Origin of the sequence: Mesorhizobium sp. B3-2-1, from assembly GCF_006439515.1 — a bacterium.
Classification (GTDB): Bacteria; Pseudomonadota; Alphaproteobacteria; order Rhizobiales; family Rhizobiaceae; genus Mesorhizobium.
The window spans coordinates 1-25,409 of the sequence record NZ_VFTI01000034.1 but is presented as its reverse complement, the minus strand read 5'-3'; the positions used below and the strand labels follow the sequence as shown (position 1 = coordinate 25,409).

General features: G+C 62.3%; 24 protein-coding genes and 2 pseudogenes. 19 read left to right on the top strand and 7 right to left on the bottom strand.

Annotation, left to right across the window (positions count from 1 at the left end):
• The first annotated feature begins 510 nt into the window (after positions 1-510).
• On the top strand, positions 511-1,773 hold the full coding sequence (gene ltrA, locus FJW08_RS27120) for a group II intron reverse transcriptase/maturase (protein ID WP_140813003.1): 1,263 nt from the start codon (positions 511-513) through the stop codon (positions 1,771-1,773).
• Between the two features lie 975 nt (positions 1,774-2,748).
• Here the strand turns inward: ltrA and FJW08_RS27105 are convergent.
• Positions 2,749-3,138 carry a hypothetical protein gene (locus FJW08_RS27105; RefSeq protein ID WP_140813001.1) on the bottom strand — a complete coding sequence of 130 codons (390 nt, stop codon included), beginning with the start codon at positions 3,136-3,138 and terminating at the stop codon, positions 2,749-2,751.
• A 297-nt stretch (positions 3,139-3,435) separates the two neighbouring features.
• Positions 3,436-3,882 (bottom strand): annotated as a pseudogene (locus tag FJW08_RS27100) (transposase); the annotation flags it as partial.
• Between the two features lie 160 nt (positions 3,883-4,042).
• Here FJW08_RS27100 and FJW08_RS33095 point away from each other — a divergent pair.
• The 10 genes from FJW08_RS33095 to FJW08_RS32540 all read left to right on the top strand — a co-directional run bounded on the left by FJW08_RS33095 (position 4,043) and on the right by FJW08_RS32540 (position 16,503).
• Positions 4,043-4,720: a recombinase family protein gene (locus tag FJW08_RS33095; protein ID WP_246682600.1), complete on the top strand. Its 678-nt coding sequence runs from the start codon at positions 4,043-4,045 to the stop codon at positions 4,718-4,720.
• 17 nt (positions 4,721-4,737) lie between these two features.
• Entirely contained in the window at positions 4,738-5,133 is a 396-nt protein-coding gene (locus tag FJW08_RS33090; protein WP_246682598.1) for a hypothetical protein, read from the top strand.
• Positions 5,134-5,630: 497 nt separating this feature from the next.
• Positions 5,631-6,593: a zincin-like metallopeptidase domain-containing protein gene (locus FJW08_RS27090; protein ID WP_140813000.1), complete on the top strand. Its 963-nt coding sequence runs from the start codon at positions 5,631-5,633 to the stop codon at positions 6,591-6,593.
• Positions 6,590-6,997: a DUF2958 domain-containing protein gene (locus FJW08_RS27085; protein WP_140758000.1), complete on the top strand. Its 408-nt coding sequence runs from the start codon at positions 6,590-6,592 to the stop codon at positions 6,995-6,997. The genes FJW08_RS27090 and FJW08_RS27085 overlap by 4 nt, the downstream gene beginning before the upstream one ends.
• Positions 6,998-7,062: 65 nt before the next feature.
• Entirely contained in the window at positions 7,063-9,192 is a 2,130-nt protein-coding gene (locus FJW08_RS27080; RefSeq protein WP_140812999.1) for a ParB/RepB/Spo0J family partition protein, read from the top strand.
• Positions 9,193-9,357: 165 nt separating this feature from the next.
• Positions 9,358-13,677, top strand: a complete 4,320-nt coding sequence (locus tag FJW08_RS27075; RefSeq protein WP_140812998.1) for a bifunctional class I SAM-dependent methyltransferase/DEAD/DEAH box helicase — start codon at positions 9,358-9,360, stop codon at positions 13,675-13,677.
• Complete coding sequence (locus tag FJW08_RS27070) at positions 13,677-14,741, top strand: toprim domain-containing protein (protein ID WP_140812997.1); 1,065 nt, start codon at positions 13,677-13,679, stop codon at positions 14,739-14,741. The genes FJW08_RS27075 and FJW08_RS27070 overlap by 1 nt, the downstream gene beginning before the upstream one ends.
• Positions 14,742-14,789: 48 nt before the next feature.
• On the top strand, positions 14,790-15,065 hold the full coding sequence (locus FJW08_RS27065; RefSeq protein WP_140765844.1) for a hypothetical protein: 276 nt from the start codon (positions 14,790-14,792) through the stop codon (positions 15,063-15,065).
• Positions 15,062-15,991 carry a DUF2493 domain-containing protein gene (locus FJW08_RS27060; RefSeq protein ID WP_140812996.1) on the top strand — a complete coding sequence of 310 codons (930 nt, stop codon included), beginning with the start codon at positions 15,062-15,064 and terminating at the stop codon, positions 15,989-15,991. Before FJW08_RS27065 ends, FJW08_RS27060 begins: the two co-directional genes overlap by 4 nt.
• Before the next feature lie 344 nt (positions 15,992-16,335).
• Positions 16,336-16,503, top strand: coding sequence for a hypothetical protein (locus FJW08_RS32540; RefSeq protein WP_181183063.1), 168 nt, complete (start codon positions 16,336-16,338; stop codon positions 16,501-16,503).
• Between the two features lie 127 nt (positions 16,504-16,630).
• Here the strand turns inward: FJW08_RS32540 and FJW08_RS27055 are convergent, their stop codons facing one another.
• From FJW08_RS27055 to FJW08_RS27040, 4 genes are read right to left on the bottom strand one after another with little or no spacing between them, the layout of a single operon-like run.
• Positions 16,631-17,503, bottom strand: a complete 873-nt coding sequence (locus FJW08_RS27055; protein WP_140812995.1) for an aldo/keto reductase — start codon at positions 17,501-17,503, stop codon at positions 16,631-16,633.
• A 12-nt stretch (positions 17,504-17,515) separates the two neighbouring features.
• Entirely contained in the window at positions 17,516-17,890 is a 375-nt protein-coding gene (locus FJW08_RS27050; RefSeq protein WP_140812994.1) for a DUF2255 family protein, read from the bottom strand.
• Positions 17,891-17,897: 7 nt separating this feature from the next.
• Entirely contained in the window at positions 17,898-18,125 is a 228-nt protein-coding gene (locus FJW08_RS27045; protein WP_140812993.1) for a tautomerase family protein, read from the bottom strand.
• Positions 18,125-18,532 (bottom strand): cupin domain-containing protein, encoded by a 408-nt coding sequence (locus FJW08_RS27040; RefSeq protein WP_140813044.1) that lies wholly within the window; start codon positions 18,530-18,532, stop codon positions 18,125-18,127. Before FJW08_RS27040 ends, FJW08_RS27045 begins: the two co-directional genes overlap by 1 nt.
• Positions 18,533-18,650: 118 nt before the next feature.
• On the opposite strand from FJW08_RS27040, the gene FJW08_RS27035 reads away from it, so the two are divergent.
• Together FJW08_RS27035 and FJW08_RS27030 are read left to right on the top strand one after the other, a co-directional pair.
• Positions 18,651-19,544 carry a LysR family transcriptional regulator gene (locus FJW08_RS27035; protein ID WP_140812992.1) on the top strand — a complete coding sequence of 298 codons (894 nt, stop codon included), beginning with the start codon at positions 18,651-18,653 and terminating at the stop codon, positions 19,542-19,544.
• A gap of 369 nt (positions 19,545-19,913) precedes the next feature.
• On the top strand, positions 19,914-20,240 hold the full coding sequence (locus FJW08_RS27030) for a DUF736 domain-containing protein (protein ID WP_140812991.1): 327 nt from the start codon (positions 19,914-19,916) through the stop codon (positions 20,238-20,240).
• A gap of 43 nt (positions 20,241-20,283) precedes the next feature.
• On the opposite strand, the gene FJW08_RS27025 is transcribed toward FJW08_RS27030, so the two are convergent.
• On the bottom strand, positions 20,284-20,559 hold the full coding sequence (locus FJW08_RS27025; protein WP_281408462.1) for a helix-turn-helix domain-containing protein: 276 nt from the start codon (positions 20,557-20,559) through the stop codon (positions 20,284-20,286).
• A 161-nt stretch (positions 20,560-20,720) separates the two neighbouring features.
• Here FJW08_RS27025 and FJW08_RS27020 point away from each other — a divergent pair, with 161 nt between their 5' ends.
• The 6 genes and pseudogenes from FJW08_RS27020 to FJW08_RS33085 form a co-directional block, all read left to right on the top strand.
• Entirely contained in the window at positions 20,721-21,350 is a 630-nt protein-coding gene (locus tag FJW08_RS27020) for a hypothetical protein (RefSeq protein WP_246682596.1), read from the top strand.
• Positions 21,351-21,472: 122 nt separating this feature from the next.
• A complete protein-coding gene (locus FJW08_RS27015) occupies positions 21,473-21,673 on the top strand; it encodes a DUF6499 domain-containing protein (protein ID WP_246682595.1) in 201 nt (66 codons plus the stop codon).
• 154 nt (positions 21,674-21,827) lie between these two features.
• Positions 21,828-22,229, top strand: a complete 402-nt coding sequence (locus FJW08_RS27010) for a DUF2285 domain-containing protein (protein ID WP_246682593.1) — start codon at positions 21,828-21,830, stop codon at positions 22,227-22,229.
• Between the two features lie 436 nt (positions 22,230-22,665).
• Positions 22,666-23,604 carry an adenylate/guanylate cyclase domain-containing protein gene (locus FJW08_RS27000; protein WP_140812990.1) on the top strand — a complete coding sequence of 313 codons (939 nt, stop codon included), beginning with the start codon at positions 22,666-22,668 and terminating at the stop codon, positions 23,602-23,604.
• Positions 23,605-23,818: 214 nt separating this feature from the next.
• On the top strand, positions 23,819-24,715 hold the full coding sequence (locus FJW08_RS26995) for a site-specific integrase (RefSeq protein ID WP_140812989.1): 897 nt from the start codon (positions 23,819-23,821) through the stop codon (positions 24,713-24,715).
• 143 nt (positions 24,716-24,858) lie between these two features.
• Positions 24,859-25,409 (top strand): annotated as a pseudogene (locus tag FJW08_RS33085) (helix-turn-helix domain-containing protein); the annotation flags it as partial.

Genomic DNA, 25,409 nt, shown 5'->3' with positions numbered 1-25,409 from the left:
TCAGCCTCGAGATTATGTGCATGCGGAGGCCTTCGGCGTGGGTAGCCCGGGGGCAGCATCGTCGGAACCGCCAGGGCGAGGTTCCGGCGGCTCGGCCGGGGTCTTGGAGCAGGGCAAAGGCATGGGATGGATCGCCAGGGAACCTGTGAGATCCCGCTTACGTCCACAAGCGAAGTACGCCGGAACAGGGACCGCCGGTTGACCATGGGTCCAGGCTCGATGAGCGTCCTCCACGCTCATCGGGAGCGCCTCGGCGAGCACGAACATGGGAGGCGCATGTGGGGCCTGTGACCGAAACTATAAGGGAGCAGGTATGCGTGAGCGGGAAGTCGTAGCGCCTTCATAGTAGCGGTGAAGACGGGGAACTGGGCTCACCGGGACCCGACGGAGCGAAGGGAGGCGTCATGTGTAGAGAACCGTTGACCTGAAACATGGGAGGGGGCTCTGAACCCCACAAACCTGTCTACGAACCGACAACGGATAGCCGAACTGGCGAGGACGAAACGGGGTGTGGCGCTGTGCTCGCTCCACCATGTCATCGATCTGGACTGGATGAAGGAGGCCTACCGGCTAACCCGCAAGGATGGGGCCCCTGGCATCGACGGCGTCACGGCGGCGGACTATGAGGTGAACCTGGAGACCAGACTTCTGGACCTCCTGGAGCGCATCAAGTCCGGCCGATATCATGCGCCGCCGGTCCGGCGGGCCTATATACCCAAGGCGGATGGGTCGCAAAGGATGCTCGGCATTCCGACCTTCGAGGACAAGGTGGCGCAACGCGCCATTACGATGGTGCTGGAGACCGTCTATGAGGAGGATTTCTACCCCTGCTCATATGGGTTCCGACCGGGCCGCTCGGCCCATCAGGCGCTCCGCAATATGCAGAACGTGCTGTGGGCAAAGCGGCTCTATTGGGTGATCGATCTCGACATACAGAAGTACTTCGACTCGATTCCGCACTCTCACCTCCGGGCGTTCCTCGACCAGCGAGTCACGGACGGCGTCATCCGACGGATGATCGATAAATGGCTGAACGCAGGAGCCGTCGAAGACGGTCTTCTGCGCCGAACGGCCGAAGGATCCCCGCAAGGAGGCGTGGTCTCGCCCTGCCTCTCGAACATCTTCCTGCACCACGTGCTGGACGAATGGTTCGAGACCGAGGTGCGGCCGCGGCTCCGTGGGGGCTGTACCATTGCCCGCTACGCTGACGATGCGCTCATGGCGTTCGACAACATCGTCGACGCCCAGCGTGTCCTGGCAGTGCTGGACAAACGTCTTGGACGGTTCGGGCTTACGCTCCACTCCGACAAGACGCGTCTCGTCGACTTTCGCCCGCGAAGGACGGAGAGCACACGGCATCCGGAGACGGATGGCACCAAGCTCGACTTTCTCGGCCTGACCCATGTGTGGGGACGGTCGCGCAGAGGCAAGGACATGGTGATGCAAGTCACGGCCAAGGGCCGTTTTGCTCGTGCGCTGGCTGCGGTAAGTGACTGGTGCCGGAAACACCGGAACTGGTCGATCCGCGATCAGCATCGCCATCTCTCGTCCATGATGCGGGGCCACTTCGCCTATTATGGCGTCGGGGGAAATGCTCGGCGATTGCGATGGTTTGCCCACCAGGTCGTGAGGATATGGCAGAAATGGCTATCTAGGCGAGATCGTCAAAGGGTGTTCCGATGGACCCGCCTTAACGAAATCCTGAAACGCCATCCGCTGCCGCCAGCCAGGATTCTTCATTCGTTTGCCACCGTGAGCGAAACTCTACCATGAGGAACCGGATGCGGGAAAACTGCACGTCCGGGTCTGTGAGGGGTGGGGGCAGTAACGCCCCCAACCTACTCGGCAGCGCTTCTTCCGGACTGGCGACAGGTGACGCAGGAAGGCTCGCCGCCCGGTGGACATCACCTTGAGCTGCTGAAGGCCCAAGTGCCCCGCATCGGCGACCCGGTATCCGGGGCCGGCAGCACGGAAGATATCGGCGACCTCCAGGTGCGCACGCAACCTGTGCTTGGTTCAAGATGTGGGAGCCGAGTGGCAGTCGTCCTAAATCAACGAAAGAGATCGAAGCTGCTGCTGGCCGTCGGGGACTCCCCAACCCGATACGGCGTCGAATCCCGCGGAGGCGGCATAGCCCTTGCCAGGCAGGGGATGAGAAGCGTTTTGTCCGACAGTGATGTCACGACAGCCACCCTGACCGAGGGCTTTCCTATCCGCTCCCGAGCCGTACAATAGTGGGGTAAGGAACCTTTGGCGCTTCGAAGTGCGAAGTGCGCCGGCCATACGTGCGATTAGCACCGCCCACTGTGGTGCTGATGCACTTGTCCCCCCGTTCCAACGCATGCCTCCCGGAAGATTTAGCGAGTAGAATGGAGGTCCCGCTAAGGCTAAAACGTCGGGTATCACACGCCCGTCAATGCTCCCGGCGTTCAAAGAACCGACTTTGACATTTTGCCAAGAAGGCCGCGGGAATCTGGTGCTCACGCCGCCGCCTCACCAGGATCGTCAACGCAAGCTCAACGGCGTCGAGCCACTCGGCTATCTCACCGCCTGTTTTTCCATCCGCGGTGCCACGGCGTCTCGTTCTCCCACCAAGGATCGCAGTTCCTGCGGCCAAAATGCGCCCAGTGATGCATGATACGCGGACCGCACTTTGACACCATTGTCATTCCACACGTCGGACAGACTCCTCGGCCGCCCGGAAAGGACTGGCGTCGCTCCCCATCGACCAGGGCGTACTGCATGGCGCTACTTTCCGAGGCCTTCCAGCGTGTCGGCGACGAAGCGCCAGCCGTCCTGCGTGACCACGAATTCCTGAGCGCTCTCGCCTACGGTCAGATAGCCCTTCTTGACGAGCGCGCCCGCGACCCAGACGTCCGGCCGGAAATAGGTCCCGTGCATCTCGATACCGCGCAGCGGGATGCGGCCGCCGGAGAAGACGAGATAGGCCATGAACAGCGCCCGCGTGCGCGGCGTGTCCCTCTTCGAGTCATTGTTGTCCTGACCCCAGTTGCCGTAATCGGCGAGGTCCTCGTAGGGGAATTGGTTGAAACTCTTCGCCGAAGAGGGCTTGCCGTCGATGGCAATCGCCAGCGCATCGATGATCCGCTTCGCAGTGTCCTTCTCGATGTCCAGCATACCTTGCCCCGTTGTCGCTGTCGCCGCCGCTGGCTAGTTTCGATGTAGCACAACATGGAGGCAGCCCGAATGCCGACCTTCTCCGCAAGGTTTGGCTGATTGATGAGCGTCCGCTTACTGTCGCCCCCATTCAGCAGCTGTCGGTCAGCAAGCGGCCCCGCAACCGTCTACTGGCGTTTCTCCGGTGGCCAATCATGGCCGAAGGAGAAACGAAATGGGACATTCGTGCCACGACCTCACCGCCTCCGATCGCCAGGCATGGAATGCTGGCAAGAAGGTCGGAACGAAACGCCCGCTGATCACCTGGCGCGTGTCGGCCGGCTTCATCGCCCCCGTCTTGATCGCGATGCTGAGGCTTTCCTGCAAGAGCGCGACGATCCGCTCCTCGCCCATGCGGTCCCGCCAGCGCGTCATCGATGAGCGCTCGAAGGAGAGCTCGTGGCGGAAGAACTCTTCACCGCACAGATACTGGAAGTAGGGGTTCTCCACCCAGCGGGCGCACAGCTCCTCGTCCGACAAGTCGAAAGTGTGCTTCAGGATCGCAAGGCCCGCCATCAGTCGCGTCGGCAAGGGCGGCATGCCAGGACCGTCCGAATAGACCGCGCCGAAACGCTCCTCCAGCACCGGCCAGTCGATCGCCTGCGCCAGCCGCACCAACTCGTGCTTCATGTTGATGATCTGATCGAGCCTGGAGCGGAACAGGTCCTGCTCTCCCGTCTCGCGCTTCTCGCGTGGCCTGGACATTCGCCGTCCCCTCGATTCGCCGCCGCCGAACCGAGTGAATCACGCTCTGCCGAACAAGGGAATCGCAAAAACCAAATCGCAAGAAAACAGCGCCCAAATACCGCTAACCCTGCAATTCCAAACCTGCCGTTCGCCTTAATCAACATGCCAGATCAACGGCTTGCGGATAGTTCACGGCCGACGAGAGTATGTCGAAGGGCAAACCCCGCGCGATATCGCTCACGATCTAAACAGAGACCGCATACCGCCGCCCCGCGGTCGTGCCTGGAATGCCTCTACCAGCAATGGAAATGTGCAGAGGGGGACGGGGCTGCTTCACAATGAGCTTTATGCTGGCCGCCTGATCTGGAACAGAGTCAGGATGATCAAGGATCCTGATACGGGGAAACGTGTCTCGCGTCCAAATCCCAAGGGTGACTGGCGAGTAGTAGCAGTACCGGACCTAGCTATCGTTTCGTCCGACCTGTTCGACGCAGCACAAGCACGCAAGAAGGCGCGTGCAACCACTCATCCAAGCCATCAACGCCGACCACGGCATATGCTGACCGGGCTGCTGAGGTGCGCTGCCTGTGGTGCGGGAATGTCGTCAAAGGGCATGGACAAATCCAAGCGCGTTCGCATCCGCTTTTCGGCCGCGACAGAAAGCGGAACATGCGCTGATCCGAAGACCTTCTATTTGGATACGGTCGAAACTGCAGTTCTGAACGGGCTTACCGCCGAGTTGCGCCATCCCGAAGTGATTGCCCAGTACGTCCAGACCTACCACGAAGAACGGAAGCGCTTGGCCGCCGATACCGATGCCAGCGCACCCGTTTGGAGCGACGGCTTGAAGAGCTAACTCGGGAGATCGAGCGGTTGGTCAACGCCATTGCCAAAGGCCACGGCGACCCAGCTATATTGGGGCCGCAATCAACAACACTGAATGAAGAGCGCAAGAGCATTTTGGCAGAGTTGGATCGGGCGCCCGCTGCGACCGGAGTGATCGCGCTGCACCCTGCGGTGCTCGCCCGCTACGAGGAACAACTGAACCAACTTCAGACCGGGCTTGCCAAGGGCATTGCTTCTGGCGATTCCGAATGTGCAGAGGCGATGCGTGACTTGGTCGAAACCGTCACGGTGTTTCGAGATCCGTCGAGAACCGGCGGGGTCGAAGTCGAAATCGCTGGGCGGCTGACGGCACTCTTAGGCGAACGCGCCTTCCCCCACGGCGTCAAAGGAGTGGGGGGAATGGTGGTAGCGGGAGAGCGCTAACGCCTTTCCTCCCACGTATCCAGCTGCCAGTTCCGGCTTCGCTGGGTTAGTGGGACAGCCGATTTGGCTTGTCGATGCCTCCATCAGCATTCAGAAGTGGCTTCGCGACACACAACTCCGCGGCATTTCTCACCGAGCAGCAGACTTCATTCGGCATCGGTCACATCGAAATCAGTATTGCTTGAACCGGACTGGTCGCCATCATATGGCGCCCTTCGCCGGGGGCTGTCGGTCCCGCATCCCGCCTTACGGCGGCGCTAGGCTGATGCTCCTTCGGCCGCCCTGTTGAACCGGTCTCAGGGCCACGAACCTGCTCCAGCACCGAACTGACTTGTTTCCGCTTACGGACATTTCGGTGCTTCCGCCTTGTACGCCCTTTTTACATTTGTCAGGAGAGCAGTGTGCTCTCCCGACGGAGAGTCAGAGAAGGGCCGGGTTTTCAGCGACGGGTTTCAAGCGGGAGGAGAGGCCTCCGGTGCCCGTCGCGGAGAATCGCGATGTCCACTCAGAGCAAACGGGTCCGCGCCGGCGCGGATCGGACGAACCTCTATGACGATATCACTGATAAGATCATCGCCCAGTTGGAGGCAGGTCATTTCCCTTGGGTTCAGCCGTGGGGGACCGCGGCCGCCAAGGCGCCATTGTCCCTGCCGACGAATGCCAGCACCGGCAGGGCGTACGGCGGGATCAATGTGCTTATCCTTTGGGGCGCCGTCATCGAGCACGGCTACCCGACCCAATCCTGGCTCACCTTTCGGCAGGCCGTCTCGCTCGGCGGGAACGTGAGGAAAGGTGAGCGCGGCATTACTGTTGTTTACGCTGATCGATTTGTCCCTGGCGAGGAGAGAAATCGCGCTGAAGAGACTGGTGACGATGCCAGGGCGGTGCCCTTCCTCAAGCGCTTCACTGTCTTCAACGTCGAGCAATGTGAAGGGCTGCCCGATGCAATCGCGGCTGCACCTCTTCCGCCGGATGTGGGATCGATCGAGCCGCGGGTCAAAGCATTGATCGAGGCCACCGGCATTGAATTCCACATCGGTGGCAACAGAGCCTGGTACATGCCGTCGCACGACCGGATTCAGGTACCGCCGCCTCAGGCCTTCTTCGAGCCCATCAACTGGCATCGCACGGCGTTGCATGAGCTAGGCCATGCCACCGGTCATCGATCGCGCCTTGCTCGCGATCTTTCCGGGATTTTTGGCAGCAAGAAATATGCCTTCGAGGAACTGGTAGCCGAAATATGCGCCGCCTTCTCCTGCGCCTCGTTCGGCATTGTTCCGATAGTTCGGCACGCCGACTACATCGGATCCTGGCTGAAGGTGCTGCGTGAGGATAATCGCGCGATCGTGCGCGCCGCCAGCCGGGCCAGCAAGGCGGCTGACTGGCTTCTCGGCCATCTGCCTGATGAAACCGCGCTGTCGATTGCCAAGGATCTGGGTAACGACAGGAGGGCGGCATGATCCTCCTCCCTCCGGAGCTGCGCGAGCGCCTTCTCGCCAACGGCCGCGATCAGGATGCTGACCATGTGCCAGTTGTCCGTTTCTTCAATCCAGTCGCCGCCGGCACTTGGCTTGCCACCGAACTCGACGAGGATCGCGATACACTCTTTGGTTTAGCCGATCTCGGTTTCGGCTGTCCCGAGCTCGGCAGCTTCAGTCTATCGGAGCTGCAGTCGGCTCGCCTGGCATTCGGCTTGGGGATTGAACGCGATGTGCTGTTCATGGGCGAATTCCCGATCTCAGCTTACGCCGAAGCTGCTCGCGCGGCGGGAAGTATCATAGGGGGCGAGCGCGTGCTGCACGCCGGTGCCTGTCGGCAGCCGCGCACCGCATTGCGCCAGAAGACGGGAGAGGAAGAGGGTTGAAGGGATTTTCGCGACGGGTTCAGGACCGAGAGAGAGGCTCTCGGCGCCCGTCGCGGAGAACTCCGATGGCCAACGCCGTTCAGAAGATCATCCTGTCGCCCTCACGCGACATTCCTTTCAACAAGCTGGTGCTTGCCCAGACCAATGTCCGGCGCATCAAGGCTGGTGTCTCGATCGAGGACCTGGCCGCATCGATCGCCAGACGCGGTCTGATCCAGAGCATCCACGTCCGTCCCGTGCTTGACGGGAAGGGTCAGGAGACCGGCATGTTTGATGTGCCGGCCGGGGGCCGCCGCTATCGGGCCCTCGAGATGCTGGTCAACCAGAAGCGGCTTGCGAAGACCGCCTCCATTCCGTGTGTCGTCGGTGGTTCTTCGGGCTCGATCCTCGCGGAAGAAATCTCCCTTGCCGAGAACATCGAGCGAGCCCCGCTCCATCCCCTGGATGCATATCGCGCCTTCAAGGAAATGCTCGACAAGGGCATGTCGGAGGAGGAGATCGCCGCCGCCTTCTTCATTTCGGTCAGGATAGTCAAGCAGCGCCTCAAGCTCACGGCCGTGTCGCCGGCGCTTCTCGACGTCTATGCCGACGATGGCATGACAATCGGCCAACTGGAGGCCTTCTCGGTGAACAATGACCATGCACGGCAAGAGCAGGTCTGGGAGGCAGTCAAGAACAGCTGGTCGAAGGAGCCATACCAGATCCGCCGCATGTTAACCGAAAACACCGTCCGTGCCTCCGACAAGCGAGCGGTCTTCGTGGGTCTCGCCGCCTATGAGGCAGCAGGCGGCGAAATGCTGCGCGACCTGTTCCAGTCGGATGATGGCGGGTGGTTGCAAGATGTGCCGCTGCTCGATCGTCTTGTCACCGAGAAGCTGCAAGTGATGGCCGACGAAATCGCCAACGAAGGCTGGAAGTGGATCGAAGTCGCGGTGAGCTTTCCCTATAGCACGGCGCACGGCATGCGCGAACTCGATGGTACGCCGGTCGACCTCTCCGGCGAGGAGCAGGCAACGCTCGGCGCATTGCGTGACGAGTTCGGCACGCTGCAGTCGGAATATGAGGAGGCCGACGAGTTGCCCGATGAAGTCGACCAGCGGTTCGGTGAACTTGAAGCCGCGATCAAAACGCTGGAATCGCGCCCCGTTCGCTTCGATCCGGCCGATATCGCGCGCGCCGGTGTCTTCATCAGCGTGGATGCGGACGGATCGCTCCTCGTCGAGCGCGGCTTTGTGAAGCCTGAAGATGAAGCCTCCGCTTCTCCCGGCAGTGACTCTGACCCGAGTGTAGAGGAGACTGACGATCCAGCGACCGCGGGTTCGGTTCAGCGAGCCGTCATCACCATCGGCGTCCAGCCGACCGAGCCGGAGGAGGATGCCGAGGACGGCATCAAGCCCTTGCCGGATCGCTTGATCATGGAATTGACTGCCGAGCGTACGCTGGCGCTGCGCGACAAACTCGCAAACGATCCGGCGGCCGCTTTTCTGGCTGTGCTGCACAAGTTCGTCCGTGACGTCTTCTCTCGCTACAAGTCGCAAGGCGTGGCGATGGAAGTCTCTGTCCGTGGCACGGTCTTCTCGGCCCAGCCTCCCGAGCTTCGCGATACACCTTACGCACGCGCGATCGATGGTCGCCACAAGGCCTGGGAGACCCGTCTCCCAGGCAACGTCGCCGATCTTTGGGATGCGCTTGCGGCGCTCTCGACCCACGAGCAGGCCGAGTTGTTCGCCCACTGCGCGTCCTTCGGCGTGAACGCCCTTTATGAACGGGCCGATCGCTATGGCAACGGCGCGATCTCGGCACATGGCGTGCAGCAGCGTCTTAGTGAAGCCGATCACCTGGCTCGCGCGGTCGGCCTCCACATGGTTGACGCCGGCTGGCGGCCGACGGTCGGCAACTATCTAGGCCGCGTCACCAAGGCGCGTATCCTCCAGGCCGTGCGCGAGGCTGAAGGCGAGGGCGCCGCCCAGCTGATCGACCACCTCAAGAAGGGCGACATGGCCAAGGAGGCGGAGCGGCTCCTGGCTGACAGTGGCTGGCTGCCTGAACCGCTGCGGCTTGCCGAGCCCGATGTCGAGGCGGCCAATTCTAACTCGGGTAGCGAAGACGAAGCCCTGCTCGAATTCCTCGCGGGTGACGGCGAGGACGGAGTGATTGACGACGAGGAGGAACCGCAGCTGAACGCCGCTGAGTAGGCACAGCCTCCTTTCAGATCGACTTGCCCGACACTCGCAAGAGCGCCGGGCATTTTTTGTGCGCGGACGATCAGAGTGAGAGTCAGGCCGTAACGGGTTTGAGCCCGTCCGGTCAGAGAGAGCGCCGGCGGGCTTTCCGTTATCGCTCTCCCGAGGGCCTTCCCAATGAACGTTTTGTTTCCGACGGCGACTGTCAATCCAGTTGCACCTGCTTCCCTGGCTTCCGATCCAGCCGCTGCCATATACGCGGCGGCGCTGCTTCTCCTTCCCCATCTCGAACGCGGTCAGCGTATCGACACAGCCGATTTGCGCGCCGCAATGGAAGCCTCATTCGGCCGGTCCGACGCCAGCGGCGCCTGGGATTGGAAGACCGCCTATGATGCCGGCGAGGCGGCGACCGTCCTTTTTCTTCGCAAATATGGAAAATCGCTGCTACGCAAAGCCGGATCTCCGGCTTGCGCCTTGCCGCTCTTCGAACGGATTGCCGGCCTCTTGCCCACCCAGACGCGTCGCTCGGAGGAGAGCCAGGCGTTCCAGCAGTTTTCGACTCCGATCCCGTTGGGCTTCGCTGCTGTCACCGCGGCGGCCATTACCCCCACAGACCGGGTACTTGAACCTTCCGCCGGCACCGGTCTGCTCGCCATTCTCGCCGAGATCGCCGGCGGCTCGCTCGTTTTAAATGAACTCGCCGAGGTCAGAGCCGGCCTCTTGTCCACCCTCTTTCCGGCCCTCGCGATCACCCGGTTCGATGCCGCTCAGATCGACGATCATCTCGATCCGTCGATCATGCCGACCGTGGTGTTGATGAACCCGCCATTTTCCGTGCTCGCCCATGTCCAGGGTCGTGTCGCCGATGCAGCCTATCGCCATGTCGCTTCGGCACTTGCCCGGCTTGCCGATGGCGGTCGTCTGGTAACGATCACCGGCGCGAACTTCGGGCCGGAGACACCTGCCTGGCGCGACGCCTTCGTCCGCCTGCAGGAGCGCAGCCGCGTCGTTTTCACCGCTACGATCGGCGGCTCGGTATATGCCAAGCATGGCACGACGATCGAGACGCGGCTGACGGTCATCGACAAGGTAGCTGCTGGCGATTCCTCTCTCTTTCCGGCATCTCCCGGTCTTGCACCGGACGTCGCGACGCTGCTCGGCTGGATAGAAGAGCATGTAGGTGCGCGGCTGCCGGTCGCCGATACGGTTAAGGTCGTGCCCACCATCGCGACATCCCGCACCGTGCGCGGCTATCTCGCGCGCCCTGCCGCTATGCCGGCTCGTTCCAAACGCCCCGAACTCGCCGGCGTCGAACTCGCCTACGAGACCGTGGATTGGACGCCTGACGAAGGAGCCCGCCTGACCGATGCGATCTATGAGGAATACGGATTGCAGACGATCCGCATTCCAGGCTCCCAGGGGCACCCAACCAAGCTGGTGCAATCCGCCGCCATGGCCTCCGTCGCGCCGCCCAAGCCCCGCTATCGACCGATGCTTCCCAGCGACATTCTGACGTCACTTTCAGATGCCCAGCTCGAAACGCTGATCCTCGCCGGCGAGGCCCATGCGGGCTTCCTCGCCGGTTCGTGGTCGGTCGACGATACATTCGACATCGTCAAAGCCGCGCCGGACGATGCGCAGGAGGCTGTGCGCTTCCGGCGTGGTTTCTTTGTCGGGGATGGCACCGGCGTCGGCAAGGGTCGGCAAGCGGCGAGTATCGTTCTCGACAACTGGTTGCAGGGCCGCCGCAAAGCGGTGTGGATCTCCAAGTCGGACAAGCTGCTTGAGGATGCCCAGCGCGACTGGTCGGCACTCGGCATGGAGCGTCTGCTCGTCACCCCGCTGTCGCGCTTCCCTCAAGGCCGTCCAATCACGCTGTCGGAAGGCATCCTGTTTACAACCTATGCCACGCTGCGCTCCGATGACCGCGGCGGGAAGGTTTCGCGCGTCAAGCAGATCGTCGAATGGTTGGGTCCCGATTTTGAAGGAGTTATCATTTTCGACGAAGCGCATGCTATGCAAAACGCCGGTGGCGGCAAGGGAGAGCGCGGCGATGTCGCCGCGTCGCATCAGGGCCGCGCCGGCCTGCGTCTGCAGCACGCTCTACCACGCGCACGTGTGGTGTATGTGTCCGCGACCGGCGCCACGACGGTCGACAATCTCGCCTATGCCCAGCGGCTCGGCCTGTGGGGCGGCGAGGACCTGCCATTCTCCACCCGTGCGGAATTCGTCGAAGCCATAGACGCGGGCGGCGTGGCAGCGATGGAGGTGCTCGCGCGAGACCTGCGCGCCCTTGGCCTCTATACGGCACGCTCGCTGTCCTTCGACGGCGTCGAATATGAGCTGGTCGAGCACGAGCTGACGCCCGAGCAGCGACGCATCTACGATGCTTATGCCGGTGCCTTTGCCGTCATTCACAACCATCTCGATGCAGCCATGCAGGCCGCCAACATCACTGGCGACGGCGGCACCTTGAACCGCCAGGCCAAGTCAGCCGCACGCTCGGCCTTCGAAAGCGCCAAGCAGCGCTTCTTCGCTCATCTGTTGACATCGATGAAGACGCCGACGCTGATCAGCTCGATTGATCAGGACCTCGACGCAGGGCATTCGGCGGTCATCCAGATCGTCTCCACCGGCGAGGCGCTGATGGAGCGCAGGCTGGCCGAGGTCCCGACACAGGAATGGAACGACGTCCGCGTCGACATCACACCACGAGAATATGTCCTCGACTACCTCGCGCATTCCTTCCCGGTCCAGCTCTACGAGCCCTTCACCGATTCCGAGGGCAATCTGTCGTCCAGGCCGGTCTTCCGCGACGGCCAACCGGTGGAAAGCCGCGAGGCGGTCGCGCGCCGCACGGCGCTGATCGAGAAGCTCGCCAGCCTGCCAGCGGTCCCCGGCGCGCTCGACCAGATCGTCCAGCGCTTCGGCACGGATATGGTGGCGGAAGTGACGGGCAGGTCACGGCGCATCGTCCGGAAGAAGGAACGGCTCATGGTTGAGAGCCGCGCTGCCTCGGCCAATCTCGCCGAGACGCAGGCCTTCATGGATGACATGAAACGCGTTCTGGTCTTCAGCGATGCTGGGGGGACAGGACGCAGCTACCACGCCGACGTGTCGTCACGCAACATGCGGCTTCGCGTCCACTACCTGCTCGAGCCGGGCTGGAAAGCCGACACGGCCATCCAGGGCCTTGGTCGCACGCACCGGACCAATCAGGCGCAACCTCCGCTTTTCCGGCCAATCGCGACCAATGTGAAAGCGGAGAAGCGTTTCCTCTCCACCATCGCTCGCCGCCTCGATACGCTTGGCGCCATCACGCGCGGCCAACGCCAGACCGGCGGACAGGGCCTGTTCCGGCCAGAGGACAATCTGGAATCGCACTATGCGCGCGATGCGCTGCGCCAGCTCTATCTGCTGATCGTACGCGGCAAAGTGAGGGGCTGTTCGCTGCAGCGGTTCGAGGAGACGACCGGCCTAAAGCTGATGGACGATAGCGGCATCAAGGATGACCTGCCGCCAATCACCACCTTCCTCAATCGGCTGCTGGCGCTCACTATCGATCTGCAAGATGTCCTGTTCGCGGCCTTCGAGCAACTGCTCACCGCCAAGGTAGAAGGCGCCATCGCCGCCGGCATCTATGACGTTGGGCTGGAGACGCTGCAGGCGGAGAGTTTCGTCGTCACCGACCGGCGCACGATCTACTCCCATCCGGGCACAGGCGCCGAAACGCAACTCCTCACCATTGCCCAGCGCCAACGCAATCGACCGACGTCGTGTGAGGAGGCTGTCGCCTATTGCGACGATCCGCGTTCCATTCTGCTCGTCAACGAACGCTCAGGACGCGCCGCTGTGCAGATTCCAGCGCCATCGCTCATGCTCGACGATGGCGAGGTCGAACGGCGCGTTCGTCTGATCCGACCGATGGAACAGCACCATGCTTCCCTCCGCATGATAGAGGAAAGTCATTGGACCAAGGCGGATCCCAAAACCTTTGCGACGGCCTGGAATGCAGAGGTCGCCAACGTTCCGGCGTTCTCCGATTCGACTATCCACGTCGTCGCCGGATTGTTGCTGCCAATCTGGAAGCGGCTCCCGAACGAGTCCAGCCGTGTCTATCGGCTCCAGACCGACGAGGGCGAGCGCATTATCGGCCGCATGGTCTCTGCGGCTTGGGCCGCTGGCGCTCTCGCACTTGGTGTGAGCACACTGACGGCTGACGACGCCTTCGACGCACTGGTCGATGGCCGCACGACGCTCGACCTCGCCGAAGGACTTCATCTGCGGCGTGTCCGCGTCATGGGCGCCAACCGCATTGAGCTTTCGGGCTTCACCGATGCGATGCGCGAGCGGCTCTCGGCTTATGGGCTTTTTCACGAGATTATATCCTGGAAGCTACGCATGTTCGTTCCCACCGATGCCGCGGGACCGGCCATCCTTGCCAAAGTCCTCGAGCGCTATCCGATGCAGCGCGTCAATGAGAGGGAGGCGAGCTGATGCCCCGTCTCGACGCTTCCGAACTGGCATCTCGTCTCAGCCAACAGGCCGAGGCTGTGTGCAGCCGCTATCTCTCCAACGGTCATCGAGAGGGCCGCTACTGGTTGGTCGGCGATGTGCGCAATACGCCGGGGCGGTCCATGTTTGTCCGCCTGAAAGGGCCGGAATCCGGCAAGGGCGCGGCTGGGAAATGGACCGACGCTGCCACCGGCGAGCACGGTGATCTGCTCGACGTCATTCGGGAGTCACGTGGCTTGGTCGACTTCAAGGACGTCGCCGACGAGGCGCGCAGTTTTTTGTCGATGCCCCAACCGACGCTCAATCCAACTGAACGCACGATGCCACCAGTTCCTGCTCCTTCCGGCTCTGTCGAAGCCGCGAGGCGGCTGGTTTCCATGTCGCAGCCGATCTCGCGAACGCTTGTGGAGACCTACCTGCGTGGACGCGGAATAACGGCCTTGCACGAAACCGGAAGTCTTCGATTCCATCCGCGTTGCTACTACCGGCCCGACGTGGAGGCGCCGACCGAAATCTGGCCCGCGATGATTGCGGCCGTCACTGACTTGACAGGCAGGCTTACAGGCGCACACCGCACCTGGCTCGATCCGGCCGGTTTCAGCGAGGCCCATCTCGGCCGGGCGCCGATCAATACTCCGAGGCGGGCGATGGGGGAACTGCTCGGGCACGCGGTCCGTTTCGGCATCGGCTGCGATGTCATGGCAGCCGGTGAAGGCATCGAGACGATGCTGTCACAGCGTTCGGCGCTGCCTTCCATGCCGGTGATCGCGGCCCTGTCGGCAGCACATCTGTCCGCCATCCTGTTTCCCGATACGCTGCGTCGTCTCTACATTGCTCGCGACAATGATCCGGCGGGGGACGGAGCAGTGGCGACCCTTATCGAGCGCGCCAACGCGGCGGGGATCGAGGCGATCGTGCTGCAGCCACAGCTCGGCGACTTCAACGAGGATCTGCGTCTGCTCGGTCTCAATGCCCTCAGGGCAATCCTGCGGGTCCAGATCGCACCGCAGGACGCTGAACGCTTCGTGGCACGAACAGCGGCCTGACCGGGAGGGGGGCGAGCGCTGGCCCCGTCCCTGTCGATGGTCGCCACAATGGCCAGCTCCTTTGCCGGAAGACGACATCCCACGGCCTTCCAGAGGGCGATCGGCGCGCCGGTCGGTCCGGATTGGCAATGGCTGCGCCCGGTTATTTTCCGGCGCGCCGCAGAGCGCGCGTTCCATCGCGAACAAAATAGCCGGGCTTCGCCATCCTCCACTTCCGTTCCGGCCCTGCGCTGGCGCTGCGGGTGCAGATCCGGACCGTCCGTCGCCGTCGTCGCCATGAAGGCCGCGATGGACGCGACCGATCCCGGAAAGGAAGGCACATGAACGACCACCATGATACGGACTTCGAACCGCCGCACGCGTCATCGCCGACCGACCACGTCCTTCACGAACTACAACTTTACGGCTACCGTCCCTTCGAAGACGAACCCGATCCGCGCCCGCTCCCCGAGGGCCACGTCATCGCAGCCAGCATCGCCGACATCTTCGACGCCCTCGTGGTGGCGATGGCCGACACACGCCTCGAACCCGACCTCGAGGAACTGCTCTGGGGCACCGTCAACCTATTCCATCGCGCAACCAACCGGATCGAACGCGAACTCGACGACAACGAACTCTCACAGCGGCGCCTGCAGCGCGAACAGGACGGCTCCGAGGTCAAGTCCGTCGAACTTGAACGGCTCACCGCCCAAGGCCAGACGCTGCTCGAAAGCCGCAGTGCCTTCGAACTGATGCGCGATCAGGCCGCTGAGCACTTCGAGCGACACACCCTTTCGATCTGGCGGCCGCGTTCGGGCTCCAAGGTCAGCCACCGCAATCTCACCGCGTCAATGATCGACAGTCGCGATTTCCTGGCCGCCAAGAAACTTGCCGATAACCAGGCGCTCTTGCCCACTGGGCCGAAGGTCGCCATCACCGGCGGGCTCGACTTCAATGACCATCGCCTCGTCTGGGCCAAGCTCGACCAGATACACGCCAAGCACCCGGACATGGTTCTGGTCCATGGAGGGTCGCCCAGGGGAGCCGAATTGATCGCCGCCAAATGGGCGCACAATCGCAAGGTGCCACAGATCGCCTTCAAGCCTGACTGGACCAGGCATGCCAAGGCCGCTCCCTTCAGACGCAACGACGCGATGCTCGAGACAATGCCAATCGGCGTCGTTCATTTTCCAGGCACGGGCATTCAGGACAACCTCGCTGACAAAGCCCGCGGGCTCGGCATCCCGGTCATGAAATTCGGCGCCACATGACGGGCGTCCGTGGCAGCGCGACACAACGCCATGCTCGCCTGCTTACATGCTGGTCGGAGACGAAGTGCGGCCATGACAGTTTCCGGTTGGCTGTGAAGGCGGTAGCTTCGAGCGCCATGCCTAACCGGCTCCGGTTTGGAAGCGGGGATCCACCCCCACGTCCATTAGCGCAATTCCTTGGTCCGGTCCGAGGGCCTGACGCCATCAACCCATAAAGGGTCGGACTACGCAAAGCGTGCCGCCGTTTCGGCTACGCCTGCACGGTGATCGCGGCCCTCGGCCGGACACATCGGGCGCCTGTCACGCGGGGAATGGATCCCCGCTTCCAAACAGGAGCCTGAAAAATGTCGCTCGCAGAAGCCAACGCCTTCGCTTTCAGCCTCGCCACCACCCTGATGGTCAGCATCGTGATCTTCCGCGCCGGCGACGGCACGCTCGCCGTCATGCCGGTTGCCGAATATGACGGAGACGACTCGGAGATCGTCCGCGAAATCGATCCATACGCGCAATGACCCAGAGAGCCTGCGGCTGGATTTTTTTCCTACAGTTCGAACCGAAGCTGCCGCTGATCGGGCGGCAGCACATCGCCTAATGACGAAGCCGGATCGATGGTCACCAGGGGGATCAAGAGTCAGTTTGTCACTTCGCGCGATTGCTTGCGCCGAACACAGGGAAGTGCGTCGCCTCGCCATAGTGCTCGATGGGCTTTGCGCCCTTCAATGTCGTCATATCCTCCGCCGAGATATCGAAGTCGACGGCAGCATTGCTCTGCATGTGCTCCCGCTTCGAGGTCTTGGGCATCGGCAGGAGACCGAGCTCAAGGCAATATCGGATGCATAGCTGCGGAACGGAGACATTGTACTTCTGGGCAAGGGCGGCAAGATCGGCGTTGTTGAGCACCGCGCCGTGGGCAACCGGAGAATACGCCTCGACCAGCAGGCCCTTGCCGAGTGAGTAATCGATCAGGTCGAACGGGGTGTTGCCGACGTGCGCGAGTATCTGGTTGACCATCGGCTTGATCGAGGCGTTGTCCAGAAGGTTGTCCAGGTCGACCTCTTCGAAGTTCGAGACGCCGATCGCTCGCAGTTTGCCGGCGTTGTAGGCCTCCTCCAACGCGCGCCATGCCTGGAGGTTGCCCTCGAAGAAATGCTCCCCCTTTCGGAAGTCGCTCCATGGCTGCGGGCTGTGGATTAGCATAAGGTCGATGTGGTCGACACCAAGGGTCTTCAGGGAGCTATCGATTCGGCGGACCGCGTCGGCATAGTCTTTGCTCTCGGCCACCAGCTTGGTGGTCACGAAAAGCTGGTCACGGGCGATGCCGGTTGCGCGCAGGCCTTCGCCAACGCCGTTCTCGTTCGCATAGGCCTGCGCCGTGTCGAAGTGGCGGTAACCGACCTCAGCAGCGTTGCGCACAACCTGAGCGACTTCGCCGCCCGGGATCATCCAGGTGCCAAGGCCGAGCTTCGGAATGGCCACCCCGTTGGCGAGGGTGAATGTTTCATTGAGGATCATGTTCGTAGCTTTCTATGCGGTTGGTACGATGCGGACGGTGGCGCTCTGTGCACGGCTTCCGATCATGTGGGTGAGGTAAGGACTGCCGGCGTATTTCCGCCGGTAGGCCTCGTTGATACGAGGGGTGATCCCCTGGTCGTCGACCAACTCCAGCGCCACCTCATGGGTGCTGCCACCCGCCGTAATCCGTCCGGCCTCCTGGGCCTTCGCAGCCTGATACCAGCGGGAGGACTGGCCGTTGTAGGCGCGGACGTAAAGTTCACCGTCAACGACCACCGACCATATCCAGGTCAGCGTCCCGTAGGTCTTGCCGTCGCTGCGGAACGGCGCGATGCGCAGATCGTCAGTCGCAGCGATCCTGGAGAGTTCTTCAGCATGCCAGCCCATCAGCGCCTCACATGCTATAGCCGGGCTTTTTGTAGAGGGTTCCCGGCTTGTCGAGGATGTCCGGCTTGTAGACTTCCGCCCGCCAGTCGCTTGCGCTGACCTCTTCAAAGCCGACGGAGACGGATTCCTCGCCGTAGTTGAGGGCTTCCATCACGTCGCGGGTGATGGCATCGGCAAGCCGCTGCTTCTGCTGTTCCGACTTGCCCGGCCAGAGTTTAACGATCACATGGGGCATCAGACGGCACGCTCCTTCGCGTACTGCTCGTCGGTGACCTTCTCCATCCAGTCAACCACCTTGCCGTCCTGCACTTCCTGCAGGGCCAGGTGCGTCATGGCATTTTCAGGTGCCGCTCCATGCCAGTGCTTTTCGCCGGGCGCGAACCAGACGACGTCTCCAGGATGGATTTCCTCGATAGGGCCGCCCCACCGCTGCACCCGGCCGATGCCGGAAATGACAACAAGGGTCTGCCCGAGCGGATGGGTGTGCCACGCGGTGCGGGCGCCTGGTTCAAAGGTGACGTTGGCGCCTTGCACCCGATCGGGGGCGAACGGGTTGAACAGGGCGTCGATCCGGGCCGTCCCGCTGAACCAGTCGGTTGGACCTTTGGCGGAGGGCTTGGAGCCGGCTCTCAGGATTTCCATTTGCGCTTCTTTCATTGGGCCTACCGGCCTGGGTGGTTGTCTGAAACTAAAGGTAGCGCGTGTTGATCCCTTCGATTAGACGGGGTAAACTTCATGCTCTGATGAAAGACGCTCACAAATGCCTCGCGACCAGATCAACGAGATAACGGCCTTTCTGGCCGTCGCGCGGGAGCGAAGTTTCACCAAGGCGGCCGCCCAATTGGGCGTCACCCCGTCAGCGCTGAGTCACACCATCAAGGGCTTCGAGGATCGGCTCGGCATGCGGTTGCTGGCGCGCACCACCCGCAATGTCGCCACCACGGATGTCGGCGCTCGGCTGGCGAGATCGCTTGGGCCACACTTCGAGCAGATCCAGGCCGAAATCGACGCCGTGAGTGCCATGCGCGACAAACCGGCGGGCACGATCCGCATCACCTGCATCGACTATGTCATCGACACCATCTTTCGGCCGAGACTGCTGCCGTTTCTGGCGCAATACCCAGATATCAAGGTGGAGTTGGACGTAGACTACGGCTTCACCAATATCGTCGAGCAACGGTTCGATGCGGGCGTGCGCTTGGGAGAGTCTGTCAGCAAGGACATGATCGCCGTGCGGATCGGACCAGACTGGCGCTTTGCCGTGGTGGGGTCGCCAGCATATTTTGAGCGTCGATCAGCGCCCGAAACACCGCAGGAACTGACCAACCACGCCTGCGTGAATATACGCCTCAGTACGGCGGGCACCCTCTATGCATGGGAGTTCAAGAAAGACGGCCGCGAATTCAGCGTGCGCGTCGACGGCCAGATTGCGTTCAACAGCATCGTTCCGGTGCTGCACGCTGCCGTCGACGGGCATGGCTTGGCCTATGTGCCGCAGGAGCTTGCCCGTCCTTACCTCGAGCGGGGCGAGTTGAAGGAAGTTCTGGCCGACTGGTGCCCCTACTTCCAAGGCTATCACCTCTACTATCCCAACCGTCGGCAGGCATCTCCAGCTTTCGCTCTTCTCGCCGAAGCGCTCCGTTACCGGACGTAGATTTCTTACTTGGCTCTACGTCCGTCCTGGGTCAGCCACGGCTATTGCGATAGCAAATCCTCTTTGTCTCTCAGCCTCAAATGCCGCCATTGCCTCCGTCTCTCATTTCGTAGAGTGGACCAACGACCTCTCGAACGGGCTGATCTGGCCGGAGGAAGGCTGAAGCCTCGACCGCCTATGCCGCAACGGCGCGTCGCGCGTTTCTTCCCCTGGGCAAAGCCCATTCCTCGCGAAACAAGAAACGCGCGCCTGCGCCATCCTCCGCTTTGCTGCGGTCGCAAGCGATGCGGCGGCAGTCGCCTTCGGCCTCACGATCGCCATCGAGGTCGCATGGTGCGGGCTCGGAAACGAAGAAGACGGAGACTGAAAATGGCTACCATCGGCACTTTCAAGAAGACCAATGCGAACGAGTTCACCGGCGAGATCGTCACCCTCAGCGTCCAGGCCAAAGGCGTGCGCATCATTCCCGACACCCGGGCCAGCGGCGAGAACGCTCCAAGCCACCGCATCGTGGTCGGCAAGGCCGAAATCGGCGCCGCCTGGTCCAAGCGCTCCAACGAGGGCCGCGACTATCTCGGGCTCAAGCTGGACGATCCGAGCTTCACCGCTCCGATCTACGCCAACCTCTTCGCCGACGAGGAAGGCGAGGCTCATAGCCTCATCTGGTCCCGCCCCAGCCGCCGCAACGGTGAGTGAACCAGGATCCTCTCGCCCGGCAATCGCGCCGGGCGAAAGGTTCCTAGGTCCGATCCGACCTTCGTACAAATCGCAGGCCAGCACCGCCGCCATTCTCCGCCAGGAATTCTATACCCGCTGCCTCAAACGCACGGCGGATCGCAGCAAGATTGTTTCTGTGCGGAATACGAATACTCCTCTCGAAATCTACTATCGTAGTCCTCGAAACAGCAGCTGCCTCGGCCAGGTCGCCCTGACTCCATTCGAGCATTGCTCTTGCAGCACGACACTGCTGAACAGAAATTGCTTCGATCTCAAAATCGTTCTTTTTGGTTGACATAGGTCAAAAAAGCCGCTTTTAGTATTCAACCCTACGGAAGTCATTGATGAGGTCTGGCGAAATAGCTTCGCTCGGCCCCACCTGCACGACGTCGTTGATAGCTCAGAATCTTCGCTGATTCTGACAATAGCCACGACTTGTCCTTTCGTCACGAGTGAGAAATGGCGCAACGAGTGAGTGGAAATCGGCCAGCTTCACAAATCTCATCGATCGTCGACGATCAGCCGGCAGTGGACCCGGTCGTGGCTCTATCTGTTGCCTGGATTCATGCGCACGTTGCGATGCTGGCCTCGTGTGTGCGGCAGCAGCAGGCGGAGGAAGATCTTTTTGAGAGCGGCGCGCTCTTGTCTACCGGTGATGTCATCGGGCGCGGGGAGGGGGATATCGCCGACCGCAGCTATCTCGATGCGCGGTCCACGGAGGAGGGTGACGCTGAGAAGGCCGAAGCCTTGTTGACTGAGGTTGCTGCGACGCCTGCTGAATCCTTGGCTGGTGTAATCGCCAAGCTTGCGGTTGTCGTTCGGGAGGCGAGTGACAACACCGACATCTTCGAATTTCCGCTGCCGCACATCCGCTCTGCATTGGCCGACCTGCGGCGTCTCACGCAGGACGCGATATGCCATCAGCCAGCCGGCTGGCCCGCCGGTGACCAGTCGGTCGGCTCGCTGTTCGAGCAGCCCGCATCGTCTGTCGCGGCCTGGCGCGCCTTCGGTGCGTGGAGCCAAGGCGATGACGACGCCTATCGCATCTGGACGGACACATTCAAGATACTGCAGGGCGCAAGCCAGTAGGCATCGCAAAAGCCCTGGCCTGATCTCGACGCCGGGATATCTCCTCGTCCATTCGTCAATGACGGAATCCAAGGATTTCGCTCAACGCCGCGTCCCCCTATCAAATCCTTGAGAAGGGAAGGATGCGGATGAAGCCGGATACATCGCAGTGGCGTGACCCACAGGCATATGCGTTCATCAAAGGCGCCGACGCCGATGCGATTGCCTGGGAGTTCCTACGACGCAATCCGCAGTATCAGCAAGACTTTGCCGCCTCCCGCTCAGCCAAGGCGATGCGCGCGCTGCGCAAGCGCTGGGGTCTGCAGTTTCGCCGCTCGGCCTGACCAGACCGCGATCGAGCAGCCCGTCTATTGGGCGCCTCAGATTAACCCTGGGGTCGTCAACCTTGTCGAGGTTCCGCCGGGCCTGCGCGCGGGGCAGGGCAGGGCCTCCGGCGTCCCCCTGGCCGCGGGCCAGCACGACGGGACCGGCCTTCACATGCGATCTCCGCCCGGCGGCACGCAACTGGCAATTCTCGGCGAGACACTGCCGGGCGAGCCGCTTGCCGCTATTATCCCGCTCGATGAAATGGCGCACGATCGGCTCCAGGCGATCGAGCGGTTCCTCCGCTCGATCCATAGGCAACACCTTCCCGACCCCCGCTTGACCGCAGCCCAGCGCCGCCGCCTAGGCCATATGCTGAGATGCCTGGATGGCCGCGACCAACAGGCATCCCACTTTGACGTCGCGACTGCCTTGTTCGGCCGACGGTTGGTCAGCGCGGCGGACTGGCATGACTCGGCTTTCCGCTACCAGACGCATCGCCTCGTGCGCGACGGCCTGAAGATGGTCGAGCGCGGCTATCGGCAATTGCTGCGCGCGCGACGGCGTCATTCCTGAAAGGTCTGCCCGCCGCCTGTCCACTTTCTTGCGCTGTCTGCAAGCAGCGTGCTTTTCATCCTCAAGAGAACGGCGGCTTTGCGCCTCATTGCACGAACCCGCTGCGCGGGAGGGCCGCCTCCTTCTGAGATGGCGTGCATGTCATAGGCCTTGAGCGGGTAGAGGCGTCGGTCTGACCATGGAGTTCCCTTCAACGAGAGGAACTCGCCATGGCTACCCCATCGACCGATGCACCTATTAGCCCGCTTCGCCAGCGCATGCAGCACGACATGCTGATGCGGGGCCTGGGCTCGCATACCCAGCAGGATTGCGTTCGTCACGTCCGGCGCTTCGCCGCGTTCCTCCAGTGTTTTCAGTACCCACGGGCATGCGCCGTAGACTCGGCCACCGAAGGACGGCAAACTTCGGCTGTTCACATCGGGCAGGGGTCATTGCAATGTCGGCCACACGCCGCAAACTGACGACCATCTTCTCGGCGGATGTTCAGGGGTATACGCGCCTCATGGAAGCCGACGAAGAAGGAACGTTGGCAACTCTGAAACAGTACAGGGGCGCCATAGCGCGACTGATCGATTCCCATGGCGGGCGTGTCGTCAACACCTGGGGCGACGGGTTGATTGCCGAATTCCCGAGCGTCGTCGAGTCCGTGCGCACGGCAATCGACGCTCAGAACGAGTTGGCCGGGCACAATGCCGTCCGTCCGGCCGCAACGCAGATGCGCTTTCGGATCGGCATCAACCTTGGCGACGTCATGGTCGAGGGCAGTGACATTTATGGAGACGGCGTCAACATTGCCGCCCGGCTTCAGACTTCTGCCCCGGCGGGCGGGATTGTGATCTCGAATACAGTGTACGATCAGGTCCGAAACAAGATGGCGGTTGGGTTTGAGTTCCTGGGCGACCTCGTGGTCAAGAACCTCGAAGAAGGTGTGCCGAGCTATGCTGTCCGGATTGGCGGACAGGAGAGCAAGGCAGCGCCGGCACCGCCGCGCGCCGAACCCGCCGCAACGCCTCTTGCCAGTGACGCGCCGACGCGCGACGCGGCCGGGGCTGGCGCATCCCTCGAGCGCAGGATCAGCCGGAAATTCCTTCTGCTTGGTTTCATCGCGCTGGGGTTGGCGGCCATTAATCTGCTTTCCTGGAATGGGATTTTCTGGGCACAGTGGCCGATATTAGCCGTCTCCTTGCTGGCGGGGCTGCGCTTGGCAAGCACGACGAGCCACATCAATCGGGGCATCGCGATCTTGGGTGCCGTAGCGTTGGGGGTCGTCGCAGTAAACCTGCTGTCCTGGCAGGGAGAGTTCTGGGCGAAATGGCCGCTGCTTGGCATCGTGCTTGCGGGAGGCATCGGCTGGGCCATCAGGAAAAGAGGTTAGACCGAGAGAATACTGGCGACGCACAGGGGAGGGAAAGTTACGGCTAAGGACACGTCAATAGAATTCGCGGTGCGGATGACCGCTTCGCGCCTCATGCACGAACCCGCTGCGCGGGAGGGCCGCCTCCTTCTGAGATGGCGTGCATGTCATAGGCCTTGAGCGGGTAGAGGCGTCGATCTGACGATGGAGTTCCCTTCAACGAGAGGAACTCGCCATGGCTACCCCATCGACCGATGCACCTATTAGCCCGCTTCGCCAGCGCATGCAGCACGACATGCTGATGCGGGGCCTGGGCTCGCATACCCAGCAGGATTACGTTCGTCACGTCCGGCGCTTCGCCGCGTTCCTCGGCCGCTCGCCCGATGCGGCGTCGTCTGAGGACATCCGCCGCTTCCAGCTTCATCAGCATGAGAGTGGCGCCGGACCTGCGACGATCAACGGCGCGGTCTCGGCGTTGCGGTTCCTGTTCCTGGTGACGCTGAAGCGGCGGGATCTGGCGCGTGCGCTGGTGGTCATGCGGTATCAGCGCAAGCTTCCCGACGTGCTGAGCGTGGAGGAAGCGGCGCGGCTGCTCGAAGCCGCACCTGGCATCAAGTACAAGGCCGCGCTCGGCGTCGCCTATGGCGCGGGCCTGCGCGTGTCCGAGGTCGCGCATCTCAAGGTCGACGATGTCGATAGCACGCGCATGCTGCTCCGCGTCGAGCAGGGCAAGGGCCGCAGGGACCGCAACGCGATGCTCTCGCCGCAGCTTCTGGAACTCCTGCGGCTGTGGTGGCGCGAAGGCAGGCGGCGCGGGGTGATGCTTCCGCATGGCTGGCTGTTCCCGGGCCGCAGTTGCACGGCGCCGATCTCGTCGCGGCAACTGCACCGCGCCGTCCAGGAGGCGGCCGAAGTCGCCGGCATCCGCAAGCGCGTCAGTCCGCACACGCTGCGTCACAGCTTCGCCACCCACTTACTCGAACAGGATGTCGACATCCGCGTCATCCAGGTGCTGCTCGGGCACAGCAAGCTCGATACGATCGCGCTCTACACCAAGGTCTCGACCCATGCGGTCGCCGGGCCGCTCGATCGGTTGATGGCGCTTATGGAAGGCAAGACGCCGCCCGGTTGAGCCGTGCGCACCTCGATCGAGGTCGCCGACATCTTCCGTGCTGCTGGGCCACCCTAGAGCGGGATGAGATTTATAAGAGTCGTGGGATTCCCAAATCATCGCAGTTCTGATTCAACATGCATGCTGGGAGGAGGCCAGCATGGATGGCAGCCTATTCGATGGACCTTCGCGAGCGGGTTGTAGCCGCGGTCAAGACGGAAGGGCTCTCGCGACGCGCGGCGGCGGCTCGATTTGGCGTCAGCTACAGCGCGGCCATCGCGTGGCTTAAGCGCGTCGAAGAGACTGGCAGTGCTGCGCCTCGCCAGGTCGGCGGCTACAAACCGAAGAAGCTCTCGGGAGCGTGGCGCGACTGGCTGATCGAACGCTGTCACGACAGGGACTTCACCTTGCGCGGCCTTGTGGCCGAACTTGGCGAGCGTGGCCTGAGGGTCGACTACCGTTCGGTGTGGGAGTTCGTGCATGCCGAGAAGCTCAGTCACAAAAAAAGACGCTGATCGCCGTCGAGCAGGATCGTCCCGATGTCGCGCGACGGCGCATGCAGTGGACGAAGTATCGGGACCGGATCGATCCGACGCGACTGGTCTTTATTGACGAGACCTGGACCAAGACCAACATGTCGCCGCTCAGGGGCTGGGCGCCGGTTGGACAGCGCATCAAGGCCAAAGTGCCGCATGGCCACTGGAAGACCATGACC